This window comes from Natrinema sp. CGMCC1.2065 (assembly GCF_051225675.1).
Lineage (GTDB): Archaea > Halobacteriota > Halobacteria > Halobacteriales > Natrialbaceae > Natrinema > Natrinema thermotolerans.
In genome coordinates this window covers 44,583-67,321 of record NZ_JBPJSJ010000005.1, presented here as the reverse complement: position 1 = coordinate 67,321, position 22,739 = coordinate 44,583, and the positions used below count along the sequence as shown (strand labels likewise).

General features: G+C 64.3%; 25 protein-coding genes and 1 pseudogene. 13 read left to right on the top strand and 13 right to left on the bottom strand.

The genetic code is table 11. The features are described from left to right. Positions 1–6: 6 nt before the first annotated feature. A complete protein-coding gene (locus ACSBP4_RS07315; protein WP_435551782.1) occupies positions 7–423 on the bottom strand; it encodes a hypothetical protein in 417 nt (138 codons plus the stop codon). Between the two features lie 100 nt (positions 424–523). Further along, complete coding sequence (gene uvrA / locus ACSBP4_RS07310) at positions 524–3,487, bottom strand: excinuclease ABC subunit UvrA (RefSeq protein WP_435551781.1); 2,964 nt, start codon at positions 3,485–3,487, stop codon at positions 524–526. A gap of 225 nt (positions 3,488–3,712) precedes the next feature. Between uvrA and ACSBP4_RS07305 the strand changes: the two genes are divergently transcribed. Continuing rightward, a complete protein-coding gene (locus tag ACSBP4_RS07305) occupies positions 3,713–3,946 on the top strand; it encodes a DUF7385 family protein (protein ID WP_006647780.1) in 234 nt (77 codons plus the stop codon). A 131-nt stretch (positions 3,947–4,077) separates the two neighbouring features. Here the strand turns inward: ACSBP4_RS07305 and ACSBP4_RS07300 are convergent, their stop codons facing one another. Next, complete coding sequence (locus ACSBP4_RS07300; RefSeq protein WP_049965871.1) at positions 4,078–4,347, bottom strand: DUF7571 family protein; 270 nt, start codon at positions 4,345–4,347, stop codon at positions 4,078–4,080. A gap of 204 nt (positions 4,348–4,551) precedes the next feature. Here ACSBP4_RS07300 and ACSBP4_RS07295 point away from each other — a divergent pair, with 204 nt between their 5' ends. After that, on the top strand, positions 4,552–4,758 hold the full coding sequence (locus ACSBP4_RS07295) for a cold-shock protein (protein ID WP_006180818.1): 207 nt from the start codon (positions 4,552–4,554) through the stop codon (positions 4,756–4,758). A 254-nt stretch (positions 4,759–5,012) separates the two neighbouring features. Here ACSBP4_RS07295 and ACSBP4_RS07290 read toward each other — a convergent pair whose 3' ends face one another. From ACSBP4_RS07290 to ACSBP4_RS07265, 6 genes are all read right to left on the bottom strand, one after another. Beyond that, positions 5,013–5,729: a universal stress protein gene (locus ACSBP4_RS07290; protein ID WP_435551780.1), complete on the bottom strand. Its 717-nt coding sequence runs from the start codon at positions 5,727–5,729 to the stop codon at positions 5,013–5,015. Between the two features lie 425 nt (positions 5,730–6,154). Beyond that, positions 6,155–6,820 (bottom strand): potassium channel family protein, encoded by a 666-nt coding sequence (locus ACSBP4_RS07285; protein ID WP_049965874.1) that lies wholly within the window; start codon positions 6,818–6,820, stop codon positions 6,155–6,157. 118 nt (positions 6,821–6,938) lie between these two features. Then, on the bottom strand, positions 6,939–8,468 hold the full coding sequence (locus tag ACSBP4_RS07280; protein WP_049966888.1) for a TrkH family potassium uptake protein: 1,530 nt from the start codon (positions 8,466–8,468) through the stop codon (positions 6,939–6,941). Positions 8,469–8,569: 101 nt separating this feature from the next. Beyond that, a complete protein-coding gene (locus ACSBP4_RS07275; protein WP_049965876.1) occupies positions 8,570–9,256 on the bottom strand; it encodes a potassium channel family protein in 687 nt (228 codons plus the stop codon). Positions 9,257–9,282: 26 nt separating this feature from the next. Then, positions 9,283–9,756, bottom strand: a complete 474-nt coding sequence (locus tag ACSBP4_RS07270) for a universal stress protein (RefSeq protein WP_435551779.1) — start codon at positions 9,754–9,756, stop codon at positions 9,283–9,285. Beyond that, on the bottom strand, positions 9,749–10,108 hold the full coding sequence (locus tag ACSBP4_RS07265) for a hypothetical protein (protein WP_049965878.1): 360 nt from the start codon (positions 10,106–10,108) through the stop codon (positions 9,749–9,751). The genes ACSBP4_RS07270 and ACSBP4_RS07265 overlap by 8 nt, the downstream gene beginning before the upstream one ends. Positions 10,109–10,538: 430 nt before the next feature. Here ACSBP4_RS07265 and ACSBP4_RS07260 point away from each other — a divergent pair, with 430 nt between their 5' ends. The 3 genes from ACSBP4_RS07260 (at position 10,539) to ACSBP4_RS07250 (ending at position 12,945) form a co-directional block, all read left to right on the top strand. After that, the gene (locus ACSBP4_RS07260; RefSeq protein WP_049965879.1) at positions 10,539–11,282 is read left to right on the top strand and encodes an Lrp/AsnC family transcriptional regulator; all 744 of its coding nucleotides are present in this window, start codon (positions 10,539–10,541) and stop codon (positions 11,280–11,282) included. A 100-nt stretch (positions 11,283–11,382) separates the two neighbouring features. After that, positions 11,383–11,886 carry a hypothetical protein gene (locus ACSBP4_RS07255; protein WP_049965880.1) on the top strand — a complete coding sequence of 168 codons (504 nt, stop codon included), beginning with the start codon at positions 11,383–11,385 and terminating at the stop codon, positions 11,884–11,886. A 129-nt stretch (positions 11,887–12,015) separates the two neighbouring features. Next, positions 12,016–12,945 (top strand): ribonucleotide reductase subunit beta, encoded by a 930-nt coding sequence (locus ACSBP4_RS07250; protein ID WP_006647778.1) that lies wholly within the window; start codon positions 12,016–12,018, stop codon positions 12,943–12,945. Here ACSBP4_RS07250 and ACSBP4_RS07245 read toward each other — a convergent pair. Continuing rightward, positions 12,908–13,156: a hypothetical protein gene (locus ACSBP4_RS07245; protein ID WP_049965882.1), complete on the bottom strand. Its 249-nt coding sequence runs from the start codon at positions 13,154–13,156 to the stop codon at positions 12,908–12,910. The genes ACSBP4_RS07250 and ACSBP4_RS07245 overlap by 38 nt on opposite strands. Before the next feature lie 314 nt (positions 13,157–13,470). Between ACSBP4_RS07245 and nirK the strand changes: the two genes are divergently transcribed. Both nirK and ACSBP4_RS07235 read left to right on the top strand, forming a co-directional pair. Continuing rightward, positions 13,471–14,529 carry a copper-containing nitrite reductase gene (gene nirK, locus ACSBP4_RS07240; protein ID WP_435551858.1) on the top strand — a complete coding sequence of 353 codons (1,059 nt, stop codon included), beginning with the start codon at positions 13,471–13,473 and terminating at the stop codon, positions 14,527–14,529. Positions 14,530–14,756: 227 nt separating this feature from the next. Beyond that, on the top strand, positions 14,757–15,548 hold the full coding sequence (locus tag ACSBP4_RS07235; protein ID WP_006181557.1) for a hypothetical protein: 792 nt from the start codon (positions 14,757–14,759) through the stop codon (positions 15,546–15,548). Between the two features lie 27 nt (positions 15,549–15,575). Here the strand turns inward: ACSBP4_RS07235 and ACSBP4_RS07230 are convergent, their stop codons facing one another. Continuing rightward, positions 15,576–15,815 carry a hypothetical protein gene (locus ACSBP4_RS07230; protein ID WP_435551778.1) on the bottom strand — a complete coding sequence of 80 codons (240 nt, stop codon included), beginning with the start codon at positions 15,813–15,815 and terminating at the stop codon, positions 15,576–15,578. Between the two features lie 180 nt (positions 15,816–15,995). Here ACSBP4_RS07230 and ACSBP4_RS07225 point away from each other — a divergent pair, with 180 nt between their 5' ends. The 4 genes and pseudogenes from ACSBP4_RS07225 to ACSBP4_RS07210 all read left to right on the top strand — a co-directional run bounded on the left by ACSBP4_RS07225 (position 15,996) and on the right by ACSBP4_RS07210 (position 19,037). Then, positions 15,996–16,145, top strand: coding sequence for a DUF7557 family protein (locus ACSBP4_RS07225; protein WP_162834895.1), 150 nt, complete (start codon positions 15,996–15,998; stop codon positions 16,143–16,145). Between the two features lie 5 nt (positions 16,146–16,150). Beyond that, positions 16,151–16,842: pseudogene (locus ACSBP4_RS07220) on the top strand (triose-phosphate isomerase). 109 nt (positions 16,843–16,951) lie between these two features. Continuing rightward, a complete protein-coding gene (locus tag ACSBP4_RS07215; protein WP_006647772.1) occupies positions 16,952–17,368 on the top strand; it encodes a universal stress protein in 417 nt (138 codons plus the stop codon). Positions 17,369–17,786: 418 nt separating this feature from the next. Continuing rightward, a complete protein-coding gene (locus tag ACSBP4_RS07210; protein ID WP_435551777.1) occupies positions 17,787–19,037 on the top strand; it encodes a digeranylgeranylglycerophospholipid reductase in 1,251 nt (416 codons plus the stop codon). Between the two features lie 62 nt (positions 19,038–19,099). On the opposite strand, the gene ACSBP4_RS07205 is transcribed toward ACSBP4_RS07210, so the two are convergent. Then, positions 19,100–20,740, bottom strand: coding sequence for a potassium channel family protein (locus tag ACSBP4_RS07205; protein ID WP_006647770.1), 1,641 nt, complete (start codon positions 20,738–20,740; stop codon positions 19,100–19,102). Positions 20,741–20,898: 158 nt separating this feature from the next. Between ACSBP4_RS07205 and ACSBP4_RS07200 the strand changes: the two genes are divergently transcribed. Both ACSBP4_RS07200 and ACSBP4_RS07195 read left to right on the top strand, forming a co-directional pair. Continuing rightward, positions 20,899–21,696 (top strand): ZIP family metal transporter, encoded by a 798-nt coding sequence (locus ACSBP4_RS07200; protein WP_006647769.1) that lies wholly within the window; start codon positions 20,899–20,901, stop codon positions 21,694–21,696. A gap of 66 nt (positions 21,697–21,762) precedes the next feature. Continuing rightward, positions 21,763–22,206, top strand: a complete 444-nt coding sequence (locus tag ACSBP4_RS07195; RefSeq protein WP_006181549.1) for a universal stress protein — start codon at positions 21,763–21,765, stop codon at positions 22,204–22,206. Between the two features lie 32 nt (positions 22,207–22,238). On the opposite strand, the gene ACSBP4_RS07190 is transcribed toward ACSBP4_RS07195, so the two are convergent. Next, on the bottom strand, positions 22,239–22,643 hold the full coding sequence (locus ACSBP4_RS07190; RefSeq protein ID WP_006181548.1) for a hypothetical protein: 405 nt from the start codon (positions 22,641–22,643) through the stop codon (positions 22,239–22,241). Positions 22,644–22,739 lie beyond the last annotated feature (96 nt).

Sequence of the window (22,739 nt, the reverse complement as noted above, 5' to 3'; positions counted from 1 at the left end):
CTCCCGTCACTCGACCGCGAAGATCTCCGCGTCCAACAGCCGCCCGCCGGTCCAGCACTCGCGGGCGAACCAGCCGAAATACCCCACCGCGAAGACGGTTAGTGCGGCCGTGAGCAGCCACGGCACGCTTCCGACGGCGAACGCGCCGAGTTGGGTGAGGCCGAACCCGCCACAGCCCACGGCGAGCAGACAGATGCCGACCGCGGCCACGCGGGGCCAGCCGACGGTGCGTCCGGCAATCGCGAGTCGCTCTCGCGTCCCTGCAAGGAGGAGCGTGACGCCGACGGCACCGAGCCACCCGGCCGGAACCAGCGTCGAGACTGCGCTCGGCTCGCCACCGACGACGAACAGTCCGGCCAACAACAGGGTCGCGACGCCGCCGCCGGTGAACCCGCGGCGAACGACGGTCTTCAATCGACTCATCGCTCGAGCGGTTCCGACGGAACGCAGTTATACTGTTCGCTGTCGAGTGCCGAGCGAGCGGTCCTCGTGTCGGCCCGGTGGCCGACACCGCTCGTCGCCGTCAGTCGTCGTCCATCGGCGCGGTCACGGGCTCGACCCGCTCGCCGCGAGGCCCCTCGAGGTCGATCTTCGGCAGGAGATCGCGCAGATAGCGGCCGGTGTGGGAGTCGTCCAGACGCGCGACTTCCTCGGGGGTTCCGGTCGCGACGATCTCGCCGCCGTTCTCGCCGCCCTCGGGGCCGAGGTCGATGATGTGGTCGGCGTTTTTCACGAGGTCGAGTTCGTGTTCGATGACGACGACGGTGTTGCCGTCATCGGTCAGTCGGTGGAGGACGTCGATGAGTTTGCGCTCGTCCTCGCTGTGGAGTCCGGTCGTGGGTTCGTCGAGCAGGTACAGCGTCTCGCCCGAGTCTTTCTTCCCCAACTCCTCCGCCAGCTTGATCCGCTGGGCCTCACCACCGGAGAGCGTCGTCGATGGCTGGCCGAGTTTCATGTAGTCCAGCCCGACGTCTTTCAGCAGCTTCAGCCGGCGGCGGATCCGGCTCGAGGACTCGAAGAAGTCGTAGGCCTCCTCGACGGACAGCTCGAGGACGTCGGCGATCGTCTTCCCCTTGTAGGTCACGTCGAGCGTGGCGTCGTTGTACTGCGCGCCGTCACACTCCTCGCAGGGGACGTGGACGTCCGAGAGGAAGTTCATCTCGATCTTGACGGTTCCCTGCCCGCCACACTCCTCACAGCGGCCGCCCTTGACGTTGAAGGAGAACCGCCCCTTCTCGTAGCCACGCTGTTTCGACAGTTTCGTCTGGGCGAACAGCTCGCGGATGTAGTCGAAGACGCCGGTGTAGGTCGCGGGGTTCGACCGGGGCGTGCGACCGATCGGCGACTGGTCGATCAGCCGGACCGTCTCGATTTCCTCGAGGCCTTCCAAGCTGTCGTGGTCGCCCGGGATCACGCTCGTGTTGTCGTTCATCTGGCGGGCCAGCCCCTTGTAGAGGACCTCGTGCATGAGCGTGGATTTGCCCGAACCCGAGACGCCCGTAATTGCAGTAAAGCAGCCCAGCGGGATGTCGACGTCGAGGTCCGTCAGGTTGTGCTGGCGCGCCCCGAGGACGGTCAGCGCCCCCTCCGGGTCGCGTCGCTCGTCGGGCACCGGGATCTGCTTGCGGCCCGAGAGGTAATCGCCGGTGATCGACTCCTCGGTCGCTTTGACCTCCTCGACGGTGCCGTTGGCGACGACCTCGCCGCCGCGCTTGCCGGGGCCGGGCCCCATGTCGATGACGTTGTCCGCCCGCCGCATCGTCTCCTCGTCGTGTTCGACGACCAGCAGGGTGTTACCGAGATCGCGCAGTTCCTCGAGCGTGTCGAGCAGGCGGTCGTTGTCCCGCTGGTGGAGCCCGATCGAGGGCTCGTCGAGGACGTACAACACGCCGACGAGGCCGGAGCCGATCTGGGTCGCGAGTCGGATGCGCTGGCTCTCCCCGCCCGAGAGGGTGGCGGCCTCCCGATCGAGCGTGAGATACTCGAGTCCGACCTCGACCATGAAGCTCAGCCGCGCGCGGATCTCCTTTAAGATCTCCTCGGCGATGACCTTCTCGCGCTCGGTGAGGTCGGCTTCCATCGACTCGAAGTGATCGAGGGCGTCGCCGATGCTCATCGCGTTGATCTCCGTGATTGCGGTGTCGTCGACCAACACGGCGCGACTGGCGGGCTTGAGCCGCGTACCGTCACAGGCCGGACACTCCGTGACCGACATGTAGTCCTCGATGTGGTCCCGCGTCGAGTCGGAGTCGGTCTCGATGTAGCGGCGCTCGAGGTTCGGGATGACCCCCTCGAAGCGCTTCCGTTTCCGGCGGGTGCCGTTCTTGGTGCTTCGCTTGAACACCACTTCCTCGTCCGTCCCGTAGAGGAAGGCCTGCTGGATCGATTCCTCGAGGTCCTCGAACGGCGTCGACAGGGAGACGCCGAAGTGTTCGGCGACGGCGTCGAGCCGGGTTTGGTAGTACGACCGGTTGTAGCTCCAGGCCTCGAAGACGTGCTTGAGCGGCTTGGACTCGTCTTGGACGACGAGGTCTTCGTCGACCTCCTTGGTCTCGCCCAGTCCCTCGCACTCCGGACACGCGCCGTGGGGCGAGTTGAACGAGAACGAACGCGTCTCGATCTCGGGGACGTCGATCCCGCAGTGGGTGCAGGCGAGGTCCTTCGAGAACTCGACGACGAAGCGGTCGTCCTCCTCGCGTTCCTCGCCCAGCGCGCCGGTTCGGCGGGCTTCCTCGCCGAGGTCGGCGGCGACCTCCTCGGATGCATCCGGGAGGATGACCTTCAGGACGCCTTCGGCCTCGGCAAGCGCCGTCTCGACGCTGTCGATGATCCGCGGCCGGTCCTCGGTACTGACCTTCACGCGGTCGACGATCACGTCGACGGTGTGATCGAAGTTCTCGTCGAGATCCGGATCGTCCATCGTGAGGTCGTACTCCTCCCCGTCGATCTCGACGCGGGCATAGCCCTCCGAGACGAGTTCCTCGAAGAGGTCCTCGAAGGCCCCCTTCTGGTCGCGGACGACCGGTGCCGCGAGCTTGGCCTTGGTCCCCTCGGGCAACTCGAGGATGCGCTCGACCATGTTTTGCGCACTCTGCTCGCCGACTTCGCGGCCACAGTCGGGACAGTGGGGCGTGCCGACGCGTGCGTAGAGGAGCCGGAGATAGTCGTGGAGTTCCGTCACCGTCCCGACCGTCGAACGGGGGTTGTTCGCGGCGTTTTTCTGGTCGATCGAGATCGCCGGGGAGAGTCCTTCAACGGTCTCGACCTGCGGTTTGTCCATCTGGCCCAGGAAGTTCCGGGCGTAGGCCGAGAGGCTCTCGATGTACCGCCGTTGCCCTTCGGCGTAGACCGTCTCGAACGCCAGCGAGGACTTGCCCGACCCCGAGAGGCCGGTGACGACGGTAAACTCCTCGCGGGGGATCGTCACGTCGAGGTCCTTGAGGTTGTGTTCTTCCGCACCGCGGACGTCGATAGTGTCCTTGCTCATCGTTCGCTCGCAAATCGGGACTGTTCGGGTCGGCGATACGGTGTCGAATTCATTGTACTGAGTCAGTGGCCGGAAGAACTTAACGAGTCTGAAAGCCCAATGCCGTGGTGTGCGTTGACATTCAGAATCGGTCCGTGAGGCCGTCCCCTCGAACCGCATAGCCGTCCGAGGTCGCGAGTCGCGACTTTCGCCCGTCTTTATGCCGCCGGGGTCGAAACGGGACGTATGGACGAGATCGATCTCGAGGAACTCGCGGCATCGCTGACGCTGCGCGAGGAGAACCAGGCGATCAAGAGCTACCAGAACACGGTCGCGGTCGCCTGCCCGGCCTGTGACGAGCAGTTCGACGACCTCGTCGTCTGCAAGGAGAACCCGACGAGTCTGAACCTCTCGAAACAGCTGGACCTCTGTGTCGGCTCGGCCGACGGCAAGGGCGTCATCTTCACCCACAAAAAATAGCGATCCGACACGTCGACCGCTCCGTCGTCGCTCGAGTCGGGACCGCCGTTCATACGGTCTACTGTAAGTCATTGCCGCTGGGACCGCGACCGTCCTGCGGTCCCACCGGTACATCGTTACAGTAAACCGTATCAGACCGAGGGCAGATCGCGATTCCATCCGGGGTCGTGGCCGGTCTGCTCGATGAGATCGGACCGACACGCCGGACAGTAGTCGGGGGTGGCGGATTTGCCTCGAGGGACGTACACCGCGTTGCCGCATTCCACGCACGCGTCCGCGACGATGGTTACACAGTCCGCACAGACGTTGAAGTCGTCGACCGTGAGGTCGCGCAGGGGTTCGAGTTGTTTATCCAGGAGATACTCGTCGATGACCGCCTGACAGCTGTGACACGGTTTCATAGCGATGCTTGTAGGCCCATGTTACCATGGCGTAAATACTTGTCTCCGTGAGCGATGGCCGCACCGTCGCGCCCGCTCTCTCCGGACGGCCGCATCGCTGGCATACGGACGAGTACGCCGGACTAACGACCGATTCCGACGGCGAGCCGTGACGGCGGGTCTTTCGGAAGTGTTATCCCCGAGTCGGGACTACGAGTGGTTGTAATGGCAAACGGTAAGGTTGACTTCTTCAACGACACGGGCGGCTACGGTTTTATTTCGACTGACAGCGACGAAGTAGACGACGACGAGGACGTGTTCTTCCACATGGAAGACGTCGGCGGTCCGGACCTCGAAGAGGGACAGGAAGTCGAGTTCGACATCGAATCATCCCCCAAGGGACCCCGCGCGACGAACCTCGTCCGCAAGTAATACCGACCGCCCGCTGTCGCTCATCGCGACGAACGGCGATCGCGTTTTTTCACAGCGCTACACACGATAGCGATAGTAGCCGCTGAAACGAGTTACACACTGATCGCAACGCTGTCGTGCGATCAGGTATGCAATGACTTTCAGCGGCTACGATACTGCCACCGCCCCGTTCCGGGCAGAGTCCCTCCGTCTCCCAACGGCTTGCTCTCCGCTCTCTCCCCCTACGGTCGGTCGACGCTTCGGAGAGACCGCCGTCAGTTTACGGACTCGCGCTCGTCTCCGCTCGCTTCGATACCCCGCTTCCACCGGTAGTAGAGCGACCGCGTGGTTCGATCAGCGTCTCGAGCCACGAGGACGGTTGTCCCGTGCAGTTCCGAAAGCGTCTGCTGAACCGATTCGAAGACTAACTGTTCCAATCGGGATCGCTGCTCCGGGGCCCCTATCGATGTCAGATCGTGTGTCTTCGCTTCCCGTACGATCTCGTCGGCCGTCTCGGGGGCCTCTCTAAGTTCCACTTCGGACGTCACGTCGGAGCCAAGGACGTATTCGGCGAATTTCAGTAGCTCTGTCCCCTCAGCCGCCGTCTGGGCGGGTGCATCAGGGGGAATCACGTGGAGGACGGTGACTGACGCATCGACAGCGCGTGCCAGCGCGCGTGCTGCTTCCGCAGCGAGGGCGGCGTGTGGGCCCCCTCCGACGGGCAACAGTATCGAGTCGATCGGCGTCGCTTCGGCTTCCGCGAGCGAAGCGACAGTGTGGTCCTCGACGTCCGGGACGTACAGCGGGGTCTCTTCCCCTCGCACGCTCGGCGTTTCGACGAACACGTCACACTCGGCGTCAGCCAGGTTCGAATCAATCCTCCCCACGCTGCGTCGCCCGTCCGCACCGAACCCGGTGTCCCGGAGCAACAGAACCGCCGTTTCACTCCCGTCATCGATGACGGCACGAATCCCGTCCGTGGCATCGCTCACGACCCGAACGACCGGCCGAATCGGGACGCTCGGCTCGAGGTCTCGAGCCCGCTCAGCTATTCGGGCGACGTGCTTGCGTCGCTTTTCGACGGTCTCAGGTACTTCCGCGTCGGAGTCGGCCGATCGTTCCCGTCGGAGATACCGTCGAACCGTCTCGAGTGACGCGTCGTTCGGCACGGTCTCGAGGCCGAGCAACAGTACCCGGCCGTCGTTGTCCGCTGCGAGTGCAACTGCTGTCCGGAGGAGCCGCCGGACGTTGCTCCGCGTCTCGGTATCGAGCAATACGTCGGTCACGGGGACGACGACGGTATACTCCGGCGTCCGGATGAGCGGTCCGCTACGGAGGGACGAATCCACATCCGAATCGACGGACCGGCGTGGGACGGTGATGCGAACGGCCGTTCGCTCGGAACCGTCGACCATGGTTACGACCCCGTGAACGCATCCGTGACCCGGTTCGTTGCCCCGTTTCTTGCGAAGATCGTGACAACGTCATCCGCTCGGATCTCGGTCTCTCCCTGTGGAATGACCAGGTCGTCGTCCCGTACGATCGCCACGATAATCGTCTCTTCGGGCAGCAGGCCGTCCCTGTCAGCATCGATCAGGCTGCGGCCGTCGATCGGCGCGCCCGCATCGACCGTGACTTCGAAGATTTCCGCTCCACCCGCTATCGGCATAAAGTCCTGGATCGCGGGGTGTTGGACCGCGCGATAGAGATACTGGCCGTTGAGTCGGTGGGGACTCTCGACGATACTCACACCGAGGTCCTCGAACAGTTCCATGTGGGCGGGGTCGTTGATCGAACTCACGAGCGTCTCGACCCCGTACTGCTTGCCGAACATGGTAATCATGAGATTGACCGAATCGCTCTCCGTTGTCGAAATGAGCGCGTCCGCCTCTTCGATGCCGGCTTCGAGCAGGATCTCTTTCGATGCCGCATCCGCATTGAGGACCAGACAGTCGTAGGTCGTACTCACTGCTTCGGCTAGTTCCGTATCGCGTTCGATGACGACCACCTCGTGGTCGTCCCGCGTTGCGAGGTCGATGACAGTGTTTCCGGTGCGGCCCGCGCCGATGATGATTACGTACATTGTGATGGTGTCTGACGGCGATAGTCGACGAGCGATACGACCGCGGGATCACGACCGGTCGGCGGGCCGGGCACGTCGAGGACGGGCGTACTGGATTCGGTCCGGTTGAACATCCACGTCACCTCCTGAAGAGACTGTTAAGCAGGACGAGGACGGGGATGATCTCGAGGCGCCCCATCCACATCTGACCGATGAACAGTAGCTCCGCGATAACCGGCATGTCCGGGCCAGTGATCCCCGACGAGAGTCCGACGGTACCCTGTGCAGTCGCCACTTCGAAGATCCCGTCGGCGAGCGTGAAGTCCGATGGGAGAACCGCCAACAGCACGAACAGCGAGACGGCCAGTACGATGAGATAGATGAACGCAAAGGTCGTTGCGGCCCGTATCTCGTCGTTGGCTTCATCGGCCGTAACTCTCCGTTGTCCGATGCGGAGATCATCGATCGCGTGCTTCGGGAGGAACACGCGGGATATCTCCCACCGAATCCCACGCGCGATGATGTGGCCGCGGATGATTTTGATTCCGCCGACCGTCGCACCTGCGGACCCGCCGAGCAACATGGCACCGAGGACGATGACCATGACTGCGCCGCCGTTCCAGTCGCCGATCGCGGACGTCTGCCAGCCGGTGGTCGTCTGGGCACTGATAAACTGGAAGAGCCCGTCACGGAGCGCCTGACTCGTCACCACGTTACCGAGGTACGCTATCGGATCTCCGGTATAGGGAACGCCGACCCAGCGAGCGAGGAACGCTGTCAGCCCGACCACACCGACGATGAACATTGCACAGAGTCCCCTGACCTGCGGATCTCGAGTGAACTCCCGGACGTCACGCTCGGAAAGCACCCCGTAGTAGACCGGGATCGAGATCGCGCCGGTAATCATCGCGGGGATGTGGACGAGTTCCATCGCGTAGGAATCGTAGCCGGCGATGGAGTCGTCGAGCGTGCTGAACCCGCCGGTGGACTGCCCGGTCATCGCGTGATTGATCGCGTCGAAGATCGTATTCTCGATGCCGTAATTCGGGGCGATGAGGAACGTCGCCGCTGCGAGGTACACGGCGACCAGAGCGGTAACACCGACGTAAATTTTCCAGATCGCACGCGCCGTACCGGCGATACTGGGCCGTAACTTCTCGTTTCGTCCTTCCGACTGATAGAGCGAGATGCCTGCGACCCCGTGGGGCTGTCTGAGAATCGCCAACGAGAGGACGATCATCCCCGCGCCACCGATCCACTGCATCTGTGACCGATACCAGAGGAACCCGTGCCCGACCGAGGGTTCATGCACGCTCATCGTCAGCCCCGTCGTCGTATACCCGCTCATACTCTCGAAGAAGGCATGGAGAGGGTTCCGAAAGTAGCGGAGACTCGAGCGGTAACTCTCCCCCGCCGGGACGAACGATTCGAGTACGGCCGGTGGCGTGATGTGGGCGGCAACGATGAACGGGAGGGCACCGAACGCCGCAGTGACGAACCACCCGAGCGCCGCAACGATCATCGCGTGATGGCGTTTCGGTTCGGGAGCGTCTTCGCATATTTTATACACGGTTGCGCCACCGAGGGCGGTTATCATCCCCGCAATCAGAAACGCAACTGCGCTATACCATTCCTGATAGAGGAGCGATACGAGTAGCGGTACAGACATCAGTCCCCCGATGAGGACCTGGAGGGCACCGATGTCCCTACTGACCGTTTTCGATGCAGCCACGAACCCGGAGCGACCGACTGTCGAATGTGACATGTGAGTTACACCAATTGGTCTTCGTAATGGCCGAAGATGTCCGTGAGTTCTGGATCAGCGCCGGTCGCGGAATAGACCGTCAGCAGGTCGTTCGCCCGGATTCGGGTGTCTCCTCGTGGCGTCTGTGGCTGGTCTTCGCCCTCCCGTTCGATAGCGACGATCAGGGTATCGTCCGGTAGGAGCTGCCCCTCGCCTGCTTCAGTGAGGGTCTTGCCGGCGATCGGTGCCTCCGCTGTGACCCTGATTTCGAAGACTTCCGCCTCCTCCCCGATTCGCATGTAATCGACGATAGCCGGCCTGGCCACCGCCCGATAGAGGGAGCCCGCGATGAGCTGTTGCGGGTTTTCGATCGTGTTCACCCCCGCCTGACGGAAGAGGTTCATGTGGCTCGTATCGTGAACCACGGACGTGATCGCGGGAACGCCAAACTCCTTTGCGAGTAAACAGACCATGACGTTCGTTGCGTCCCAGTCCGTCGTCGAGATGACTGCATCCGCTCGGTCGGCACCGGCTTCACTCAGCGTTTCTTTTATCGTCGCATCCGCATTCAGCACCAGGCAGTCGTACGTGCCGGCGATCTCGTCGGCTTTCGCTCCGTCTTTCTCGATCACTACGACCTCGTTTCCGGAGCGAGTAGCGATGTCGATCAGTGGCGATCCGATATCTCCCGCTCCGACGATGATTATATACATATGTGTGTTGTCTTATATTTTAGCAGCTAGTCTCGAGCGTTCCGTCTGATCTCACTTGCGCTTCGCTCACCGTTCGGCCGGGGGAGAACGAGAACGGGGATATCACTGTCTTCGATGAGGTTGTGAGAGACGTCTCCGGTCAACAGTTTCCGCCAGCGACTGCCCCCTCGTGGTGTGAACGCGATCGCACTCGCGTCACTGTCGTGGGCCGCGACGATGATGGCCGTCGCAATGTCGGTTCCGTAGCGAAGATCCGTTTCAATCGATATTCGGGAATCGTCGAACTCGTCGGTAACGATGGCGAAGACGTCTTCCGCATACCGCTTGCGTTGCTCAACCGACGCCTTATCCGGTGCGCCACTACTCTTCTCGATAACGTGGACGACGATTACGGTACGATCCGTCCCCGCAACGTGCGGGCGGAGTGCGGTAGCGGTCGCTGTCGCGTCGTCGCGGTTTGCGATCGGAACGACGATCCGTCGGAAAAGTGGCTCAGTCATCTCGGTCCCCCTCGACTCCGCCGTAGACTCTTCCGAGGTAGTGCCACCGGTACGTTCCCCCTTCGTCGTTGATGTGGGGTTCCCACCTGACACGGTAGGCGAACGGTCCTCGTGCCTCGCCCGTCTCGTCCGGGCGTTCGACGACGACGTTCGTGTATGCGTCGTACTCCGCTATGCGAACGAGTTCTTCCCCGTTTCGTGCTTCGATTGTATCAGTGAGGGGCGGCTGCTCTCGGAGGCATCGTTGCGCGTAGTTGATTATCTCCCTGAGCTGACTATCACTGCTGTCTTCGAGGACAGCAGCGATCTCTTCGGGGACGGTCTCCGGGGGATCGGCATCAGTCGTTGTCATACTTTGAGTTGGATCTCCGCCGTTTCCGTTCGGCTACGGACTACGACGGCCGGTCATGCGGTCCGCGAACGATACGTTAGCTGTCACGACACGTTCCTGCTCTGATCCAAATTTCTCCTACACCATAAATATGCCTGGTTCTATTTCGGTATAGCGAATCTAAAGCCAGGAAAATTTTTGTATGCGGAAATAGTGGCACCAGTATGATCGGTAGCAAGTGTCGGATCGCGTCAGACTCCGACCCCGCCGACTCCGATTCACCCGCCCGACAACGACGCGGACGGGTCGTCGTTACGAATCGGTTGAATCGCTTCACTCAAACGGAGACGAATACCGCGTGTGCGGGTCTGCGGGAGTTTCGGCGCCAGCATCGCTGGACGAACGCGGGAGTTCAGAGAAGACATTTATGAGCCCTGAACGTAGTTTCCCTATGACCCAGCGCGTCGATGAAATCGACAAACGCATCCTCTATTATTTGGCACTGGATGCACGGAACACGGCAACATCGGATATCGCCGAAGAAATGGAGGTGACGCCGGCAACGATCCGAAACCGGATCGCACAACTCGAGGAGCAGGGGATCCTTCGCGGGTATCTCGCTGATATCGATTACAAGTCCATCGACGGGTACGTCACCTATCATTTCAGGTGTACGGCCCCCATTCCGGATCGTGCCCGGCTGGCCCAGTCGGCCCTGGAAATTTCGGGCGTCATAACGGTCCAGGAGTTGATGGCCGGATCCGCGAACTTGGGGATCACGGTCGTCGGAGCGGACACGAACGAGATTAACAAAATCGCGGGCGAACTCTCCGATCTCGGGTTGGAGATCGAAGACGAGAGCGTTATCGAAGGCGAGTATCACACGCCGTACAACCCGTTCGGCCCGGAAAACGTGCCCAAGGGACCGTCGTTAACCGACTTCATGAGTCTGGCCGGAGACGCGGAAGTCGTCGAATTTACCGTCTCGGAAGGGGCCGAGATCGCGGACACGACTATCGAAGAGGCGGTCGATGAAGAACTGCTGGCCGACGAAATGCTTGTCGTCGGGATCGAACGGGACGGAGACGTCCTCACGCCGAAAGGCGAGACCGTTATTCAAACGGGCGACGTCGTCTCCCTCTTCTCGAAGGCCCCGTTGGAAACGGACTCTCTGGAAGTGTTCGGGACGCAGTGAAATCCGGACCGAGTGCGGAGCGGACGCTTCGGAGTCGAACGGTCGTCCGGCCCCACCGTCGGGACCAAAGTGACTTCGGCCGGCAGCCCCAAGGGAGACTATGAGCGACGACGCCGCGGACCCACTCGCGGTCGACGACCTCGTCGAGTACTGTCGTACGCAGGCCGGCCTGCTCTCGGGCAGCGTCGAGACGATGGCCGCGGAAGCCGACGACCTCCTCGACGAGATCGACGCCGAGATGGCCGAGATCCGCTCGCGCCTCGAGGCCCTGCCCGACGAGGTACCGGCGACCGAAACCCCCTCGACCGCCGATGTCCCCGACGCCGGCGAGGTCGACGTCGCGGCGATCGAGGAGTTACAGGCGGAACTCGAGGAGAAACAGCTCCTCGTCGAGGCCAAACAGGCACGGATGCAGGCGTTTCAGGATCTGGCGGCCGACTATACCGATCTTGCCGAGGAGTTGGCTACGGATGTCGAGGACGGCCAGACGGCCCTGACCCGGGTCATCGAGTTCGAGGCCGACGCCGACGCGCCGGCCTACTTCGACGAGCGGGAGACGATGCTCGAGACGGCCGCCGCGTCGGCCGATTCGGCCGCCGAGTAGCGGTTCGGAAACGGATGGCTGCGGCGTCCCAGACCGCCGGATACCGGTTCGGCCGACTGCTCTCGTTCCCGACGACAGTCGGTGAAACCGACCGGAACGTTGATTATGGTATCTGTTGTCGTGGCCCACATGACAATCGACTATAGCGATCGCGAGACGTCGTACGAACTCTATCGGAAGGGCAAACGGGAGGGGACGTGGGACCCCGACGAGTACGACCTCGAGCGGGATCGGGAGGACTGGGCGTCGTTCACCGAGGCGGAACAACACCGGTTCCTCGCGACGTGTTCGGGCTTCTACGACGGCGAGGAGGACGTCACCCGGACGCTCGCGCCGTACATGATGGCGCTGGACGCCCTGCCCAACGAGGAGATGCCCTTCGACACCGTCCAAGAGGAGATGTACCTGGCCCAGCAGGTCTACGAGGAGGCCAAACACACCGACCTCTTCAGCCGGTACTTCGAGGAGGTCTTCGGCACGCAGGAGACGGCCCCCTACCGCGAGGGCGGCTATCAGGAGCAGGGGTACAGCACGGACGACCTCTACGACACCGCGGACGACCTCCTCGCGGCGATCAACGGCGGTGACCGGACCGAACTCGTCTACACCCTCGGGGAAGCCTACCTGAACTACATGGGGATCGTCGAGGCGCAACTCGCCCGCGGCGGCTACCTCAGCTTCGATCAGATGATCGAACTGAAAGCCGAGGCAATGGGGCGGGACATCGTCCTCGAGTCGTTCCAGGAAGCCATCGGTAAGGTCCGACAGGACGAGACCCGCCACATCGAGAACGGCCGCTGGGTCTTACAGCAGTTGGCCGTGGCCGAACCGGACATCGTCACCGACGTCTACGAGCCCCGCATCGAGGAGTACGTCGAGAATCGACTGCTCGCCGACCCGATCTACGACGAGCAGCCCTTCGACGGCTACGACCAGCAACAGATCGGCAAACAGCTCGCCCAGTACCTGCAAGACACCGTCGACTACATCGGTGCCGATCGGTTCGAGCGGTACGGCGACGTTAGATCCGCCCTCGAGGAGCGACAGGCCGCCGACTGACTTCCGCCGGTCCGGTTTCGCGAATCGCTACAGTGCCTCGAGCAGCGTCCGCGTCGGCCGCGCTGTTGAACGCGTGGATCGACGCCCGGATCGCGTCGGGCGTCGATAGCGGTCGGGCGACGATCCCCCGCTCGGTGACGCCGGCCCCACAGTTACAGTAGACGCTCGACTCGAGGACGGGCACCGCCTCGCGTAACTCGATCGGATCCATCGGCCGACCGTTCGTGCCGTCCCGTGTTCGCTCTGGCGGCCTCCCCGACGGTCGAGCGGGCCTTCTCGTATCGGGAAATCGAGGACTCGACGTCAGCTGTCGATTTCTCCCCCGTCTCGATCCGCCTGAAACCTCTCTTTTCGGTCGAATCAATTCGGTATTCGATTCGCCACTTAAACACCCACGATATATCGGGAACGGTCAATTCTCTTACCACTGCTCGAGAATCGTCGATGCCCCTGTACGTATATCCCCGATACGACCACGTGAGGAGAAGACCAATGACCCAATCCAATCTCACCCGACGACGGGCGATGCAGGCGATCGGAGCGACCGGCGCGTTGGCAGTCGCCGGCTGCCTCGGTGGCGACACGCAGACCGACAGCGGCAACGGCGACCAGTCGGCGGCTGAGGACGAGGGGCTGCCAGCGGCCAAAGCCGTCGACGTCGACCGCATCGCGCGGGACCCGACGGACATTCCGGACCCGGTCGACTGGAACAAGCCCCGCGAACACGACGTCACGATCCGGACCGAGCGGGTCACGGCCGAGATCGAGCCCGGGGTCACCTTCGACTACATGACATTCGAGGGGCAGGTGCCCGGGCCGATGCTCCGAGTGCGCCGCGGCGACCGGGTGAACCTCACCTTCGACGTCCCCGACGACCTGAACGTGGCCGCCCACAACATGGACTTCCACGCGGTCTACGGCCCCGGCGGCGGTGCCGACGCGACCACGATCGCGCCCGGCGACGACCCCACCCAGATCAGCTTCACCGCCGATTACGCCGGCGTGTTCATCTACCACTGCGCGATCCCGAACATGGACCAGCACATCAGCGCGGGCATGTTCGGTTCGATCCTCGTCGAGCCCGAGGACGGCCTCCCCGAGGTCGACAACGAGTTCTACCTCGGCCAGCACGAGATCTACACGGACGGCGACCTCGGCGAGGAAGGCCACCACGGCTTCGACTTCGATGCGATGCTCAAGGAAGAGCCCACCTACGTCGTGTTCAACGGCCAGGCCTACGGCTTCACCCCCGACGGCGGCGTTCCCATGGAAGCCAACACCGGCGAAACTGCGCGGGTGTACTTCGCCAACGGTGGCCCGAACCTGCTGAGTTCGTGGCACGCGATCGGCAACGTCTGGAGTCGCTTCTACCGCGACGGCGACCTCCTGACCGACCCCGATCTGAACGTCGAAACCGCACCCGTCGCACCCGGGACCACCGCTGCGGCCGAGATGGAGTTCCCGGTGCCGGGACCGGTCAAGATCGTCGACCACGCCCTGACTCGCGCCGCCCGCCGCGGCGCCCTCGGCGTCGTCGACGTCACCGGCGAGCCCACCCGCGACATCTACGACGAGGACCCGTGAGCGGAGACTCGGCCGCTGATTCCTTTCTCGCCGCCTCGGAATTCGTTTGACCGCGTCTGGACCGACGGCCGTCGCCTCGAGCGGGGCGACCGCGGTCGCCGAACCGACTCGTCACTGGTCGGTACGTCAGACGCTGGGGCAGACGACCCGCGGTCGCCCGCGACGGCTTCCCGAGCGGCGGAAACAGGGATACATACTTATACTGGCGCGGCTGTCACGTTCATCCGATGGTGTTCGCCCCTATTTCGTCGATCACGTTCGATGCCAGCGATCCGGCCACGACGGTCGCGATCGGACGGCTGTTCGCGTACCTCGCGATGGGCGTCGCAGCTGTCGTATTGCTCTATTATGCTATTATCTACGTGCGAGAGGTGCTGGCCGTCGAAGCCACCACCGAACAGTGGTATCTGTTGATCGGCATCGGCGCGGCGATCGTCTACGCCGTCTCAGGCGTCGCCTCGCTGTTGCTCGAGCCCGAGTGGATCGGCCGGTTCGTCGACGGCGCGATCCTCTTTTTCTTCCTCTTTATCGCGTTGGCGATCCGTGCGATGTACCACGACCAGCCGGCTGCGGGCGACCGGTCCCGGCTGTTGCCGGCGTGGGCGGATTACGTCGTCATCGCCGGCTTCGTCGCCGCGTGGTGGGGGGCCTTCCTCGCACAGACCGCCTCGACCCGGCTGGTGGTCGCGGTCGGCTGGATCGTCACCTCCGCGTGGGCGGTGTTGTACGGCGTCCGCGCCGTGCGGGTCCACGAGGGGACGACATTCGCCGCCCTGACGCGACACCTGCTGCCGGCGATCGTCTGTGTCACTGCCGTCGTCTTCGTCGATCTGGTGACGAACCACCTCGCAGGCTACGGGGCACTCGCCGACGCCGCGTGGCTCGTCGGGACCTCGCTGGTCGCCGCGTTCCTGTTCAACACCGCCGTGGCAATCCGCCAGCAGGGCGGCGAACTCGAGCGGATGTACGACTGGACGACCTGGCGCGAACAGTCGCTGGACGACGGGTCGTTCGAGTGACGCTGTCGGCCGGTGCGAACGCAGCGACTAGAGTTCGCCCCGCAGGACGACCTCGTTGTCGACGCGGCGAAGCATGTCCTCGGTAACGACGTAGTCCTCGTCGTCTTCGCCCTCCCAGCCGACCGAGGCGAGGACCTGTTCGGTCAGACTGGGATCGGGATCGACGTACGCGCTGCCGTTCTCGACGTTCGCGACGATGCCCAGTTCCTTGCCTTCGACGTCGACGACGGTCTTGCCGACCGCGTCGTCGGTCAGTGGTGCTGTCACGGGGAGCGGATACGAGGGGGATCGGGGTAAACGACCGGCCGTCCCGTGCCGGCGGGGGACGGCCGCAGGCGAGAATCGGCCGGCATCCGGCCGATTTCGGCTGTGTGTCCCCGGACTATTTGCCGCTGGGTGCAGACCGTACGGCTGACGGAACGCGGACCGGCCGCACCACACGTACCCATGACACAGACACTCGAGATCGGCGACGATCTGGCGGAGCGACTCGAAAGCCACTGCGAGGAGGGCCAATCGCCCGAGGAACTCATCGAGGAACTGGTCTCGATGTACGAGACCGAGGGAGCGTTCTTACAGGAGGGCTACTCCGAGTAACGGGGATGGGCCTCGAGTACCCCTTCTTCCTGGTCAATTTCAAGACCGCCGAGGGGACGGCCGGCGACGACGGCCTCGCGTTCGCGGAGACGATCGACCGCGTCGCCGACGAAACGGGGCGTCGGTTCGCCGTCGCTCCGCAGCCCCCCGACCTCCGGCGCGTCGCCGAGCGAACCGACCTGCTCGTCGTCGCGCAGGCGGGTACCCCACGGGCGGAGTGTGGCGTGGGCGACCTCTCCCTCGAGGCGGTCGCGGCCGCGGGGGCCGACGCCGTCTTCGTCTCGCATCCCGAGAACGAGGTCGCGTTCACGGCCCTCGAGCGTGCGTAGACCGGTGTCGCGAACTGGGCCTCGACTCGATCGTCGCCGTCGAGAGTCGGGCGACGACCCGGATGGCGCTGGCCGCCGAGCCGGACTGTCTGCTCTTCGAGCGGCCGACGGATATCGGCAGCGACGCGGGGCTGATCCGGAGCGACCCCGAGCGGATCGCGGCGTTCGTTGAGACGGTCGCCGACGAACGCCCGGCGACGAGGACGTTCGTCGGCGGCGGGGTCCGCACCGCCGCGGACGTCGCCCGCGCGTTCGAGTGTGGCGTCGACGCGACGGGGGCCGCCTCCGCGGCCCTCAAGGCCGCGGATCGGGAGTCGTGGCTGCGATCGATCGCGACGGCCGTCCCACCGGCCGGATCGGCTGAGTGACTGCAGCCTGAGTCGATTCGCTCGCGGCAACTCGGTTTGCGGGACAGTCAGTCGTCACTAGGTGTGAGGGAGCCTGACACTCAAGTGGGTGGTCGGCGTACGGTCCGGTATGCACCAACTGGTCGCGCTCGATGACTCGGAACCGGGGTGGGCGGCCCTCGAGTTCGCCTGCCGGGAGCATCCCGACGACGACCTCACCGTCGTCCACGCGGTCGATCCGACCGATAGCGGCTACGGCGAGATGGCGCATCTGGGCCCGGAGGGACTGCTCGAGCGCCAGCGGGAGGCCGCCGAGGAGTTGCTCGTCGAGGCCGAAGAGCGCGCGGCCGAGTACGACTGTGCGCTCGAGACGGAGACGATCGTCGGCCAACCGGCCGAGACGATCGTCGACTTCGCCGTCGAGAACGGCGTCGACCGGATCGTCGTCGGGAGTCACGGCCGGACCGGGTTCTCGCGGGTACTGCTCGGCAGCGTCGCCGAACGGATCGCCCGACAGGCGCCCGTCCCCGTGACGATCGTTCGGTAGCGACCCGTCGTCTCGTGTACTCGCCTTTCGGTTTCTGCATCCGACTGTCTGCAGATGTCCAAGAGCGTCCGCCTCTCCGGGGACGCGTACGAACCCCTCGAGGCGCACAAACGGGCGGACGAGACCGTCTCCGAGGTATGGGTCTCGAGGCGCGCGTAGACGACCGCCTCGAGCGGCGTCTCGTCGTGGACGGCCTCGAAGAACTCTCTGTTCTATGGCAACTATGCCCACGGCGTTACGTTCGAGACGGCAATTCGTTCCGCCGGACCTGTTCGATTGGCGGAGTATCTCCCGGTATCGATGCTGTACGACCGGTCTATCGGTTCTCCCGAGTCAGGCCCGGTACTCAAGGGATTCCACTACGTACCGCCCATCGTAACTGGACAAACTAATTAAGGTCCGCCACAGTCCCGATTACATGAACGACCGCTACGACGTAGTCATCGCCGGTGCCGGTCCCGCCGGCGCACAGTGTGCCCGCGATATCGCTGCCAGGGGGTACGACGTCGTCGTCCTCGAGACCGAAGCGGAGGACGAGTTCCCGCGCCAGAGCAACAAGTCCACTGCGGGAACCTTCCACTCGATGATGGCCGCGTTCGGTATCCCCGACGACGTAGTGATGCAGTACACCGACAGCGTCGTCCTCGAGTCCCCGACCGAACACTACGTCCGGGACCAGCCCGGTGCGGTACTGGAGTTCGCGGACTTCAAGCGGTACCTCGTTGAAGACGGGCGCGAAACGGGTGCGGAGTACCGGTTCGACGCCCGCGTGACCGCGCCGATCATGGAGGGCGGCGAGATCGCCGGCGTCAGATACAACGGCGACAAAGAGGTGTACGGCGACATCGTCGTCGACGCGACGGGGCCGAGCGCCCCCCTCGCGAAGCAACTCGACGTCGTCGACCTCAAACGCGAGAACCACGCCATCGGCATCGAGTACGAGTTCGAGGGGATCGATATCGACCGCCCCGGCTTCGCCGACCTGCGTGACGCGATGATGCTCCGGCTCGACCACGAGATCGCGCCCGGCGGCTACTCGTGGATCTTCCACACCGGCGAGGACACCGCCAAGGTCGGCCTCTGTTACATCCAGAACGAACACCACAGCCGCTACGCCAAGGACGGCCACACCATCGACGACTACATGGAACACTGGCTCGAGACCGACCCTCGATTCAGCGAGGCCGAAAAGATCGCCGGCAAGCAACACCGCGGCTCGGCCCACATCCAAAAGCCCGGACAGCTCCACACCGACCGGTTCATGGCCATCGGCGACACGGTCCCGACCGTCGACCCGCTCTGGGGCGAGGGGATCAACAAGTGCATGCAGTCGGGCCGGGTGGCCGCCATGGCCGCCGACAGCTGTCTCAAACACGACGACATCGAGCCCACCGCCGAGAACCTCGCGGTCTATGACACCCTCTGGCACCGCGACGTCGCGCCCAACGTCGACAACCGGCTGCTGATGACTCGCCTCCTCTATCTCGCACCCAACGAGCGCTACGACAAGCTCATGCGGGACCTCGAGCGCCTCGACGACGACACGCTGGCCAAGGCGAACAAGGGGAACTTCCGTGCCATCGCGCGCCTGCTCGAACTCGAGGACGCGCCGATGCTCGCCCAACTCGCGAAACAGCACTTCGATCTGGACCTCCGATCGCTAGTATAGGCGGCGGCCGCCGGCCCGCGATACCGAACTGACCCGCGACGACCGAACCGCGTGCCGCGTTCTCAGTCGAGAAACAGCGTCTCGAACGAGCGGACGCTCTCGTCCGTCCCGGCGATGACGACCTCGTCGCCCGCCTCGAAGACGAACGCGGCCGGATCGAACTCGGTGATCGTCTCGCCGTCTCGAACCGCAGCGAGGACGGTACAACCGGTCCGGGAGCGGACGTCGGCGTCGACGACCGTTCGCCCGGCCAACTCGCCGGCGGGGAGTCTCACGACGTCGACCTGTCTGTCGACGGCCAGGACCTCCTCGTCCTCGAGGACGGTCGAGGCGAGCATCCGCCCGCTGACGGTCGCCAGCGACTGGACGTAATCCGCACCCGCACGGTACAGTTTCTGGACGTTCTCCGCGTCGTTGGCCCGAACGATGATGTCGACTGATGGGTCCAGGTCCCGGACGACCAGCGTGGCAAAGATGGCGCTCGTGTCGTCGTCCAGCGTGATGATCACGGCCGACGCACCGTCGATCCCGACCTCGTCGATCGTCGCCGGATCGCGCGCGTCTCCGACGATATCGACGCCGTCCTTGTCGTCGCTGTCGAGGACGGTCACCCGGGTGTTCGTCGCCGCGAGCGCCTCGCCGGCCGCCATACCGGCCTCGCCGTAGCCGGCGATCACGACACGCCGTGCCGCGAAGGGATGGACCGTCGACGCGGCCTCGGCCCGCAACTCGTCGATCCGGTCGGGCTCGCCCGCTACGAGCAGTCGCGTCCCCGTCTCGAGGTCGCGATCGGGCGGAATCGGGCTCTCGAAGTCCCCGTTGAACCAGGCACCGATCCCGTCGACGCCGAACCGGTTCCGGAGCCCGACCGCGTCGGCGGTCTGCCCGCAGAGGTCGCTTCCCTCGGCGATCGAGAGTTCGACGAGTTCCAGATCGTTCCCGATCTCGACCCCTTCGTCGACCGCGGTCGTGACGGCCGTCGGTACCCGGTGGGCGAAGCTCTCGCCGAGCAACTGCCGGGGTGAGAGGACCTCGTCGGCCCCCGCGATCCGGTGATACTCCCCGAGGCGCTGATCCTCGACCAGCGTCACGACCCTGATCTCGGGGTTTGCCTCCTGCGCCGAGAGAACGATGCTCGCGTTCGTGTCGTCCGCCGCGTCGGCCACGACCGCCCGCGCCCGTTCGATCCCCGCGTCCTCGAGAACGTCGATGGATTCGGGATCACCGTGAACCACCCGCCGATCGGTCTCGTGGAGTTCCCTCGCCGCTCCTTCGTCGGACTCGACGACGACGTACTCCTGTCCGCGGGACTCGAGTTCCTCGATGAACGCCTCGCCGCGGGGCGAGTACTCGCAGACGATGACGTGGTCCTCGAGGTCGGATGCGGTCGTCGGGGGCGTCGTCGCGAGCGCCGACCGGAGCCACGGGACGGCAAAGATGTCGACACCCGTGAGGATCAGCCCGATTCCCGTCAGTTGGAGCCCGATCATCAGGAAGTTCATCTGGGGCGTCGACCAGGGCGCATCCTCGCCGTAGCCGGTCGTCGTAAAGGTCTGGAAGACGACCTCGAGCGACCGGTAGAGCGGCTGGGGATCGTTCTCCAAGGTCGCCATCCCGTAGTTGTACAGTAGCGTTGCGGCGACAGTGGTTCCGGCCACCAGCGCGAGGTAGGAGCCGGCCCGACGCGATCGCCACAGTGACATACACGTGCCATTCGACGGGTGGCTGTTGACGGTATCGGTCGGCGATCTCGGAGCGACCGTCCCCGCTTCCCACCGTATGAGGGGACGACCCGTCGATAACACGGTTACGAACGCCGCTTTCGCCGCCGATTTATACGTTTATCACCGATATCCGGCAGATGGTTGCTCTGGAGAACCTCGTACTGGTGTTTATCGCCGGCCTGATCACGGCGCTGGCGACTGGCCTCGGCGCGCTCCCGTTTTTCTTCTTCGATGGCATTAGCGATCGGCGTAACGTCGTTCTCTGGGGCCTGTCCTCGGGGATCATGGTGTCGGCGTCGCTGTTCGGACTGGTCGAGGAGGGGCTGGCCGAGGGGACACCCCTCGAGATCGCGATCGGAATGGTCGCCGGCGTCGCGCTGGTCGTCATCGCACACGATGTCCTGATGGACACCGAGATCGATCCGCGGGAGTACGAGCAGGCCGACTTCAAGAAACTCGTCCTCATCCTCGGGATCCTGACGGTTCACAGCTTCCCCGAGGGGGTCGCCATCGGCGTCTCCTTCGCGGACCTCGGTCTCGAGGGCGGCGCGCAGTTCCTCGGCTTTACCGTCCCCGTACTGGCGATCTTCATGACGATCGCGATTTCGATCCACAACGTACCCGAGGGGACCGCGATCTCGATCCCGCTGCGTTCGATGGGCGTCTCCGAATGGAAGATGGTCTGGTGGGCCGTCTTCTCGAGTCTCCCCCAGCCGATCGGGGCGGTGCTGGCGTTCGGCTTCGTCCGCTACGCTCGGGAGTTCCTTCCCTACGGCTTCGGCTTCGCCGCGGGCGCGATGATCTACCTCGTCCTCACCGAGTTCATCCCCGAGGCGCTTGACGTCGGCGAGGGACTCCCTCGCGGCGGCAAGCGGGAACTACTCGCCGGGATCGCCGTCGGCGTGGCCGTGATGGTGCCGCTGGCGTTCGTTTAATCCGTCGGCCCCGATCGAAGTCACGTTCCGGTAGGAATTTCACCGCGCCTGTCGTACGACCGAGAAATGTTTGACACGATCGTGCTTCCGACGGACGGGAGCGACCACGCCGAGGTCGCCGCCGAGACCGGTATCGAACTTGCGACCGCCCACGACGCGGCGGTACACGTCGTCAGCGTCGCCGACACCGGTCTGCTCGGCGGTCTCCGCCTCCCGGGCGAGGCCGCCAGCGCCGAAGACGCGATGCGGGGTCGAGCGCAAGAATCCGTCGATGCGGTCGTCGAGGCCGCCGAGGCCGCCGGCCTCGAGCCCACCGGGGCGGTCCTCGACGGACCGCCGGCGGAGGCGATCCTCGAGTACGCCCGCGACGTCGACGCCGACCTCATCGTCATGGGGACCCGCGGACGGGGCGGCGTCCACCGGATGGCGATGGGCAGCGTCACGGATCACGTCGTCCGGTTCGGTGACGTGCCGGTCTTCGTCGCCAACTCCGAATCGAGCGTCGAGTGAGCCGGGCCCGACCGGACGAGCAGCCGGCGGGACTAGCGGACGATCTCGTTGATCGCTTCCGTCCGGCGGCCGATCGACCAGCCGATCAGTGCGAGGCCGGCATAGATGCCAAGCGCCGGCAGGGCATAGACCGGCGCGGTCGCTTCGGACGCGAGTCCGACGGCATCGAGCGCCAGCGCGATCACCAGCGAGACCAACAGGAGCGCGATACCGATGTCGGCAAACCGCATGTTCGGCAACTCCCGGGGAGCGGACTGGAGTCGTCCGATCGCGTAACATAGCAACGTCACGCTCGCCCAGCCGGCTATCAGCGCTAGTCCGGCCGACACCGGTTCGTTCGGGAGATATCGCGGGAGCAGCCAGAGATGAACGAGTCCCGCCATGGCCAGCGCACTCCCCAGTAACACGACCACGAACGGTCGTCGATCGTCACTCATTGGTCTCCCTGACTGTCTCCCGTTCTATTACTGTTTTGTCATCGGTACGGTCGGCGACCCCCGTCCGATTTCCCGGTGCGATCGCGACCAGTCCGC

What these genes read in the sequence shown, in the direction of transcription:
- ACSBP4_RS07315 (WP_435551782.1), bottom strand. Translation starts at nt 423, where the DNA reads ATGAGTCGATTGAAGACCGTCGTTCGCCGCGGGTTCACCGGCGGCGGC.
- uvrA (WP_435551781.1), bottom strand. Translation starts at nt 3,487, where the DNA reads ATGAGCAAGGACACTATCGACGTCCGCGGTGCGGAAGAACACAACCTC.
- ACSBP4_RS07305 (WP_006647780.1), top strand. Translation starts at nt 3,713, where the DNA reads ATGGACGAGATCGATCTCGAGGAACTCGCGGCATCGCTGACGCTGCGC.
- ACSBP4_RS07300 (WP_049965871.1), bottom strand. Translation starts at nt 4,347, where the DNA reads ATGAAACCGTGTCACAGCTGTCAGGCGGTCATCGACGAGTATCTCCTG.
- ACSBP4_RS07295 (WP_006180818.1), top strand. Translation starts at nt 4,552, where the DNA reads ATGGCAAACGGTAAGGTTGACTTCTTCAACGACACGGGCGGCTACGGT.
- ACSBP4_RS07285 (WP_049965874.1), bottom strand. Translation starts at nt 6,820, where the DNA reads ATGTACGTAATCATCATCGGCGCGGGCCGCACCGGAAACACTGTCATC.
- ACSBP4_RS07280 (WP_049966888.1), bottom strand. Translation starts at nt 8,468, where the DNA reads ATGTCTGTACCGCTACTCGTATCGCTCCTCTATCAGGAATGGTATAGC.
- ACSBP4_RS07275 (WP_049965876.1), bottom strand. Translation starts at nt 9,256, where the DNA reads ATGTATATAATCATCGTCGGAGCGGGAGATATCGGATCGCCACTGATC.
- ACSBP4_RS07270 (WP_435551779.1), bottom strand. Translation starts at nt 9,756, where the DNA reads ATGACTGAGCCACTTTTCCGACGGATCGTCGTTCCGATCGCAAACCGC.
- ACSBP4_RS07265 (WP_049965878.1), bottom strand. Translation starts at nt 10,108, where the DNA reads ATGACAACGACTGATGCCGATCCCCCGGAGACCGTCCCCGAAGAGATC.
- ACSBP4_RS07260 (WP_049965879.1), top strand. Translation starts at nt 10,539, where the DNA reads ATGACCCAGCGCGTCGATGAAATCGACAAACGCATCCTCTATTATTTG.
- ACSBP4_RS07255 (WP_049965880.1), top strand. Translation starts at nt 11,383, where the DNA reads ATGAGCGACGACGCCGCGGACCCACTCGCGGTCGACGACCTCGTCGAG.
- ACSBP4_RS07250 (WP_006647778.1), top strand. Translation starts at nt 12,016, where the DNA reads ATGACAATCGACTATAGCGATCGCGAGACGTCGTACGAACTCTATCGG.
- ACSBP4_RS07245 (WP_049965882.1), bottom strand. Translation starts at nt 13,156, where the DNA reads ATGGATCCGATCGAGTTACGCGAGGCGGTGCCCGTCCTCGAGTCGAGC.
- nirK (WP_435551858.1), top strand. Translation starts at nt 13,471, where the DNA reads ATGCAGGCGATCGGAGCGACCGGCGCGTTGGCAGTCGCCGGCTGCCTC.
- ACSBP4_RS07235 (WP_006181557.1), top strand. Translation starts at nt 14,757, where the DNA reads ATGGTGTTCGCCCCTATTTCGTCGATCACGTTCGATGCCAGCGATCCG.
- ACSBP4_RS07225 (WP_162834895.1), top strand. Translation starts at nt 15,996, where the DNA reads ATGACACAGACACTCGAGATCGGCGACGATCTGGCGGAGCGACTCGAA.
- ACSBP4_RS07215 (WP_006647772.1), top strand. Translation starts at nt 16,952, where the DNA reads ATGCACCAACTGGTCGCGCTCGATGACTCGGAACCGGGGTGGGCGGCC.
- ACSBP4_RS07210 (WP_435551777.1), top strand. Translation starts at nt 17,787, where the DNA reads ATGAACGACCGCTACGACGTAGTCATCGCCGGTGCCGGTCCCGCCGGC.
- ACSBP4_RS07205 (WP_006647770.1), bottom strand. Translation starts at nt 20,740, where the DNA reads ATGTCACTGTGGCGATCGCGTCGGGCCGGCTCCTACCTCGCGCTGGTG.
- ACSBP4_RS07200 (WP_006647769.1), top strand. Translation starts at nt 20,899, where the DNA reads ATGGTTGCTCTGGAGAACCTCGTACTGGTGTTTATCGCCGGCCTGATC.
- ACSBP4_RS07195 (WP_006181549.1), top strand. Translation starts at nt 21,763, where the DNA reads ATGTTTGACACGATCGTGCTTCCGACGGACGGGAGCGACCACGCCGAG.
- ACSBP4_RS07190 (WP_006181548.1), bottom strand. Translation starts at nt 22,643, where the DNA reads ATGAGTGACGATCGACGACCGTTCGTGGTCGTGTTACTGGGGAGTGCG.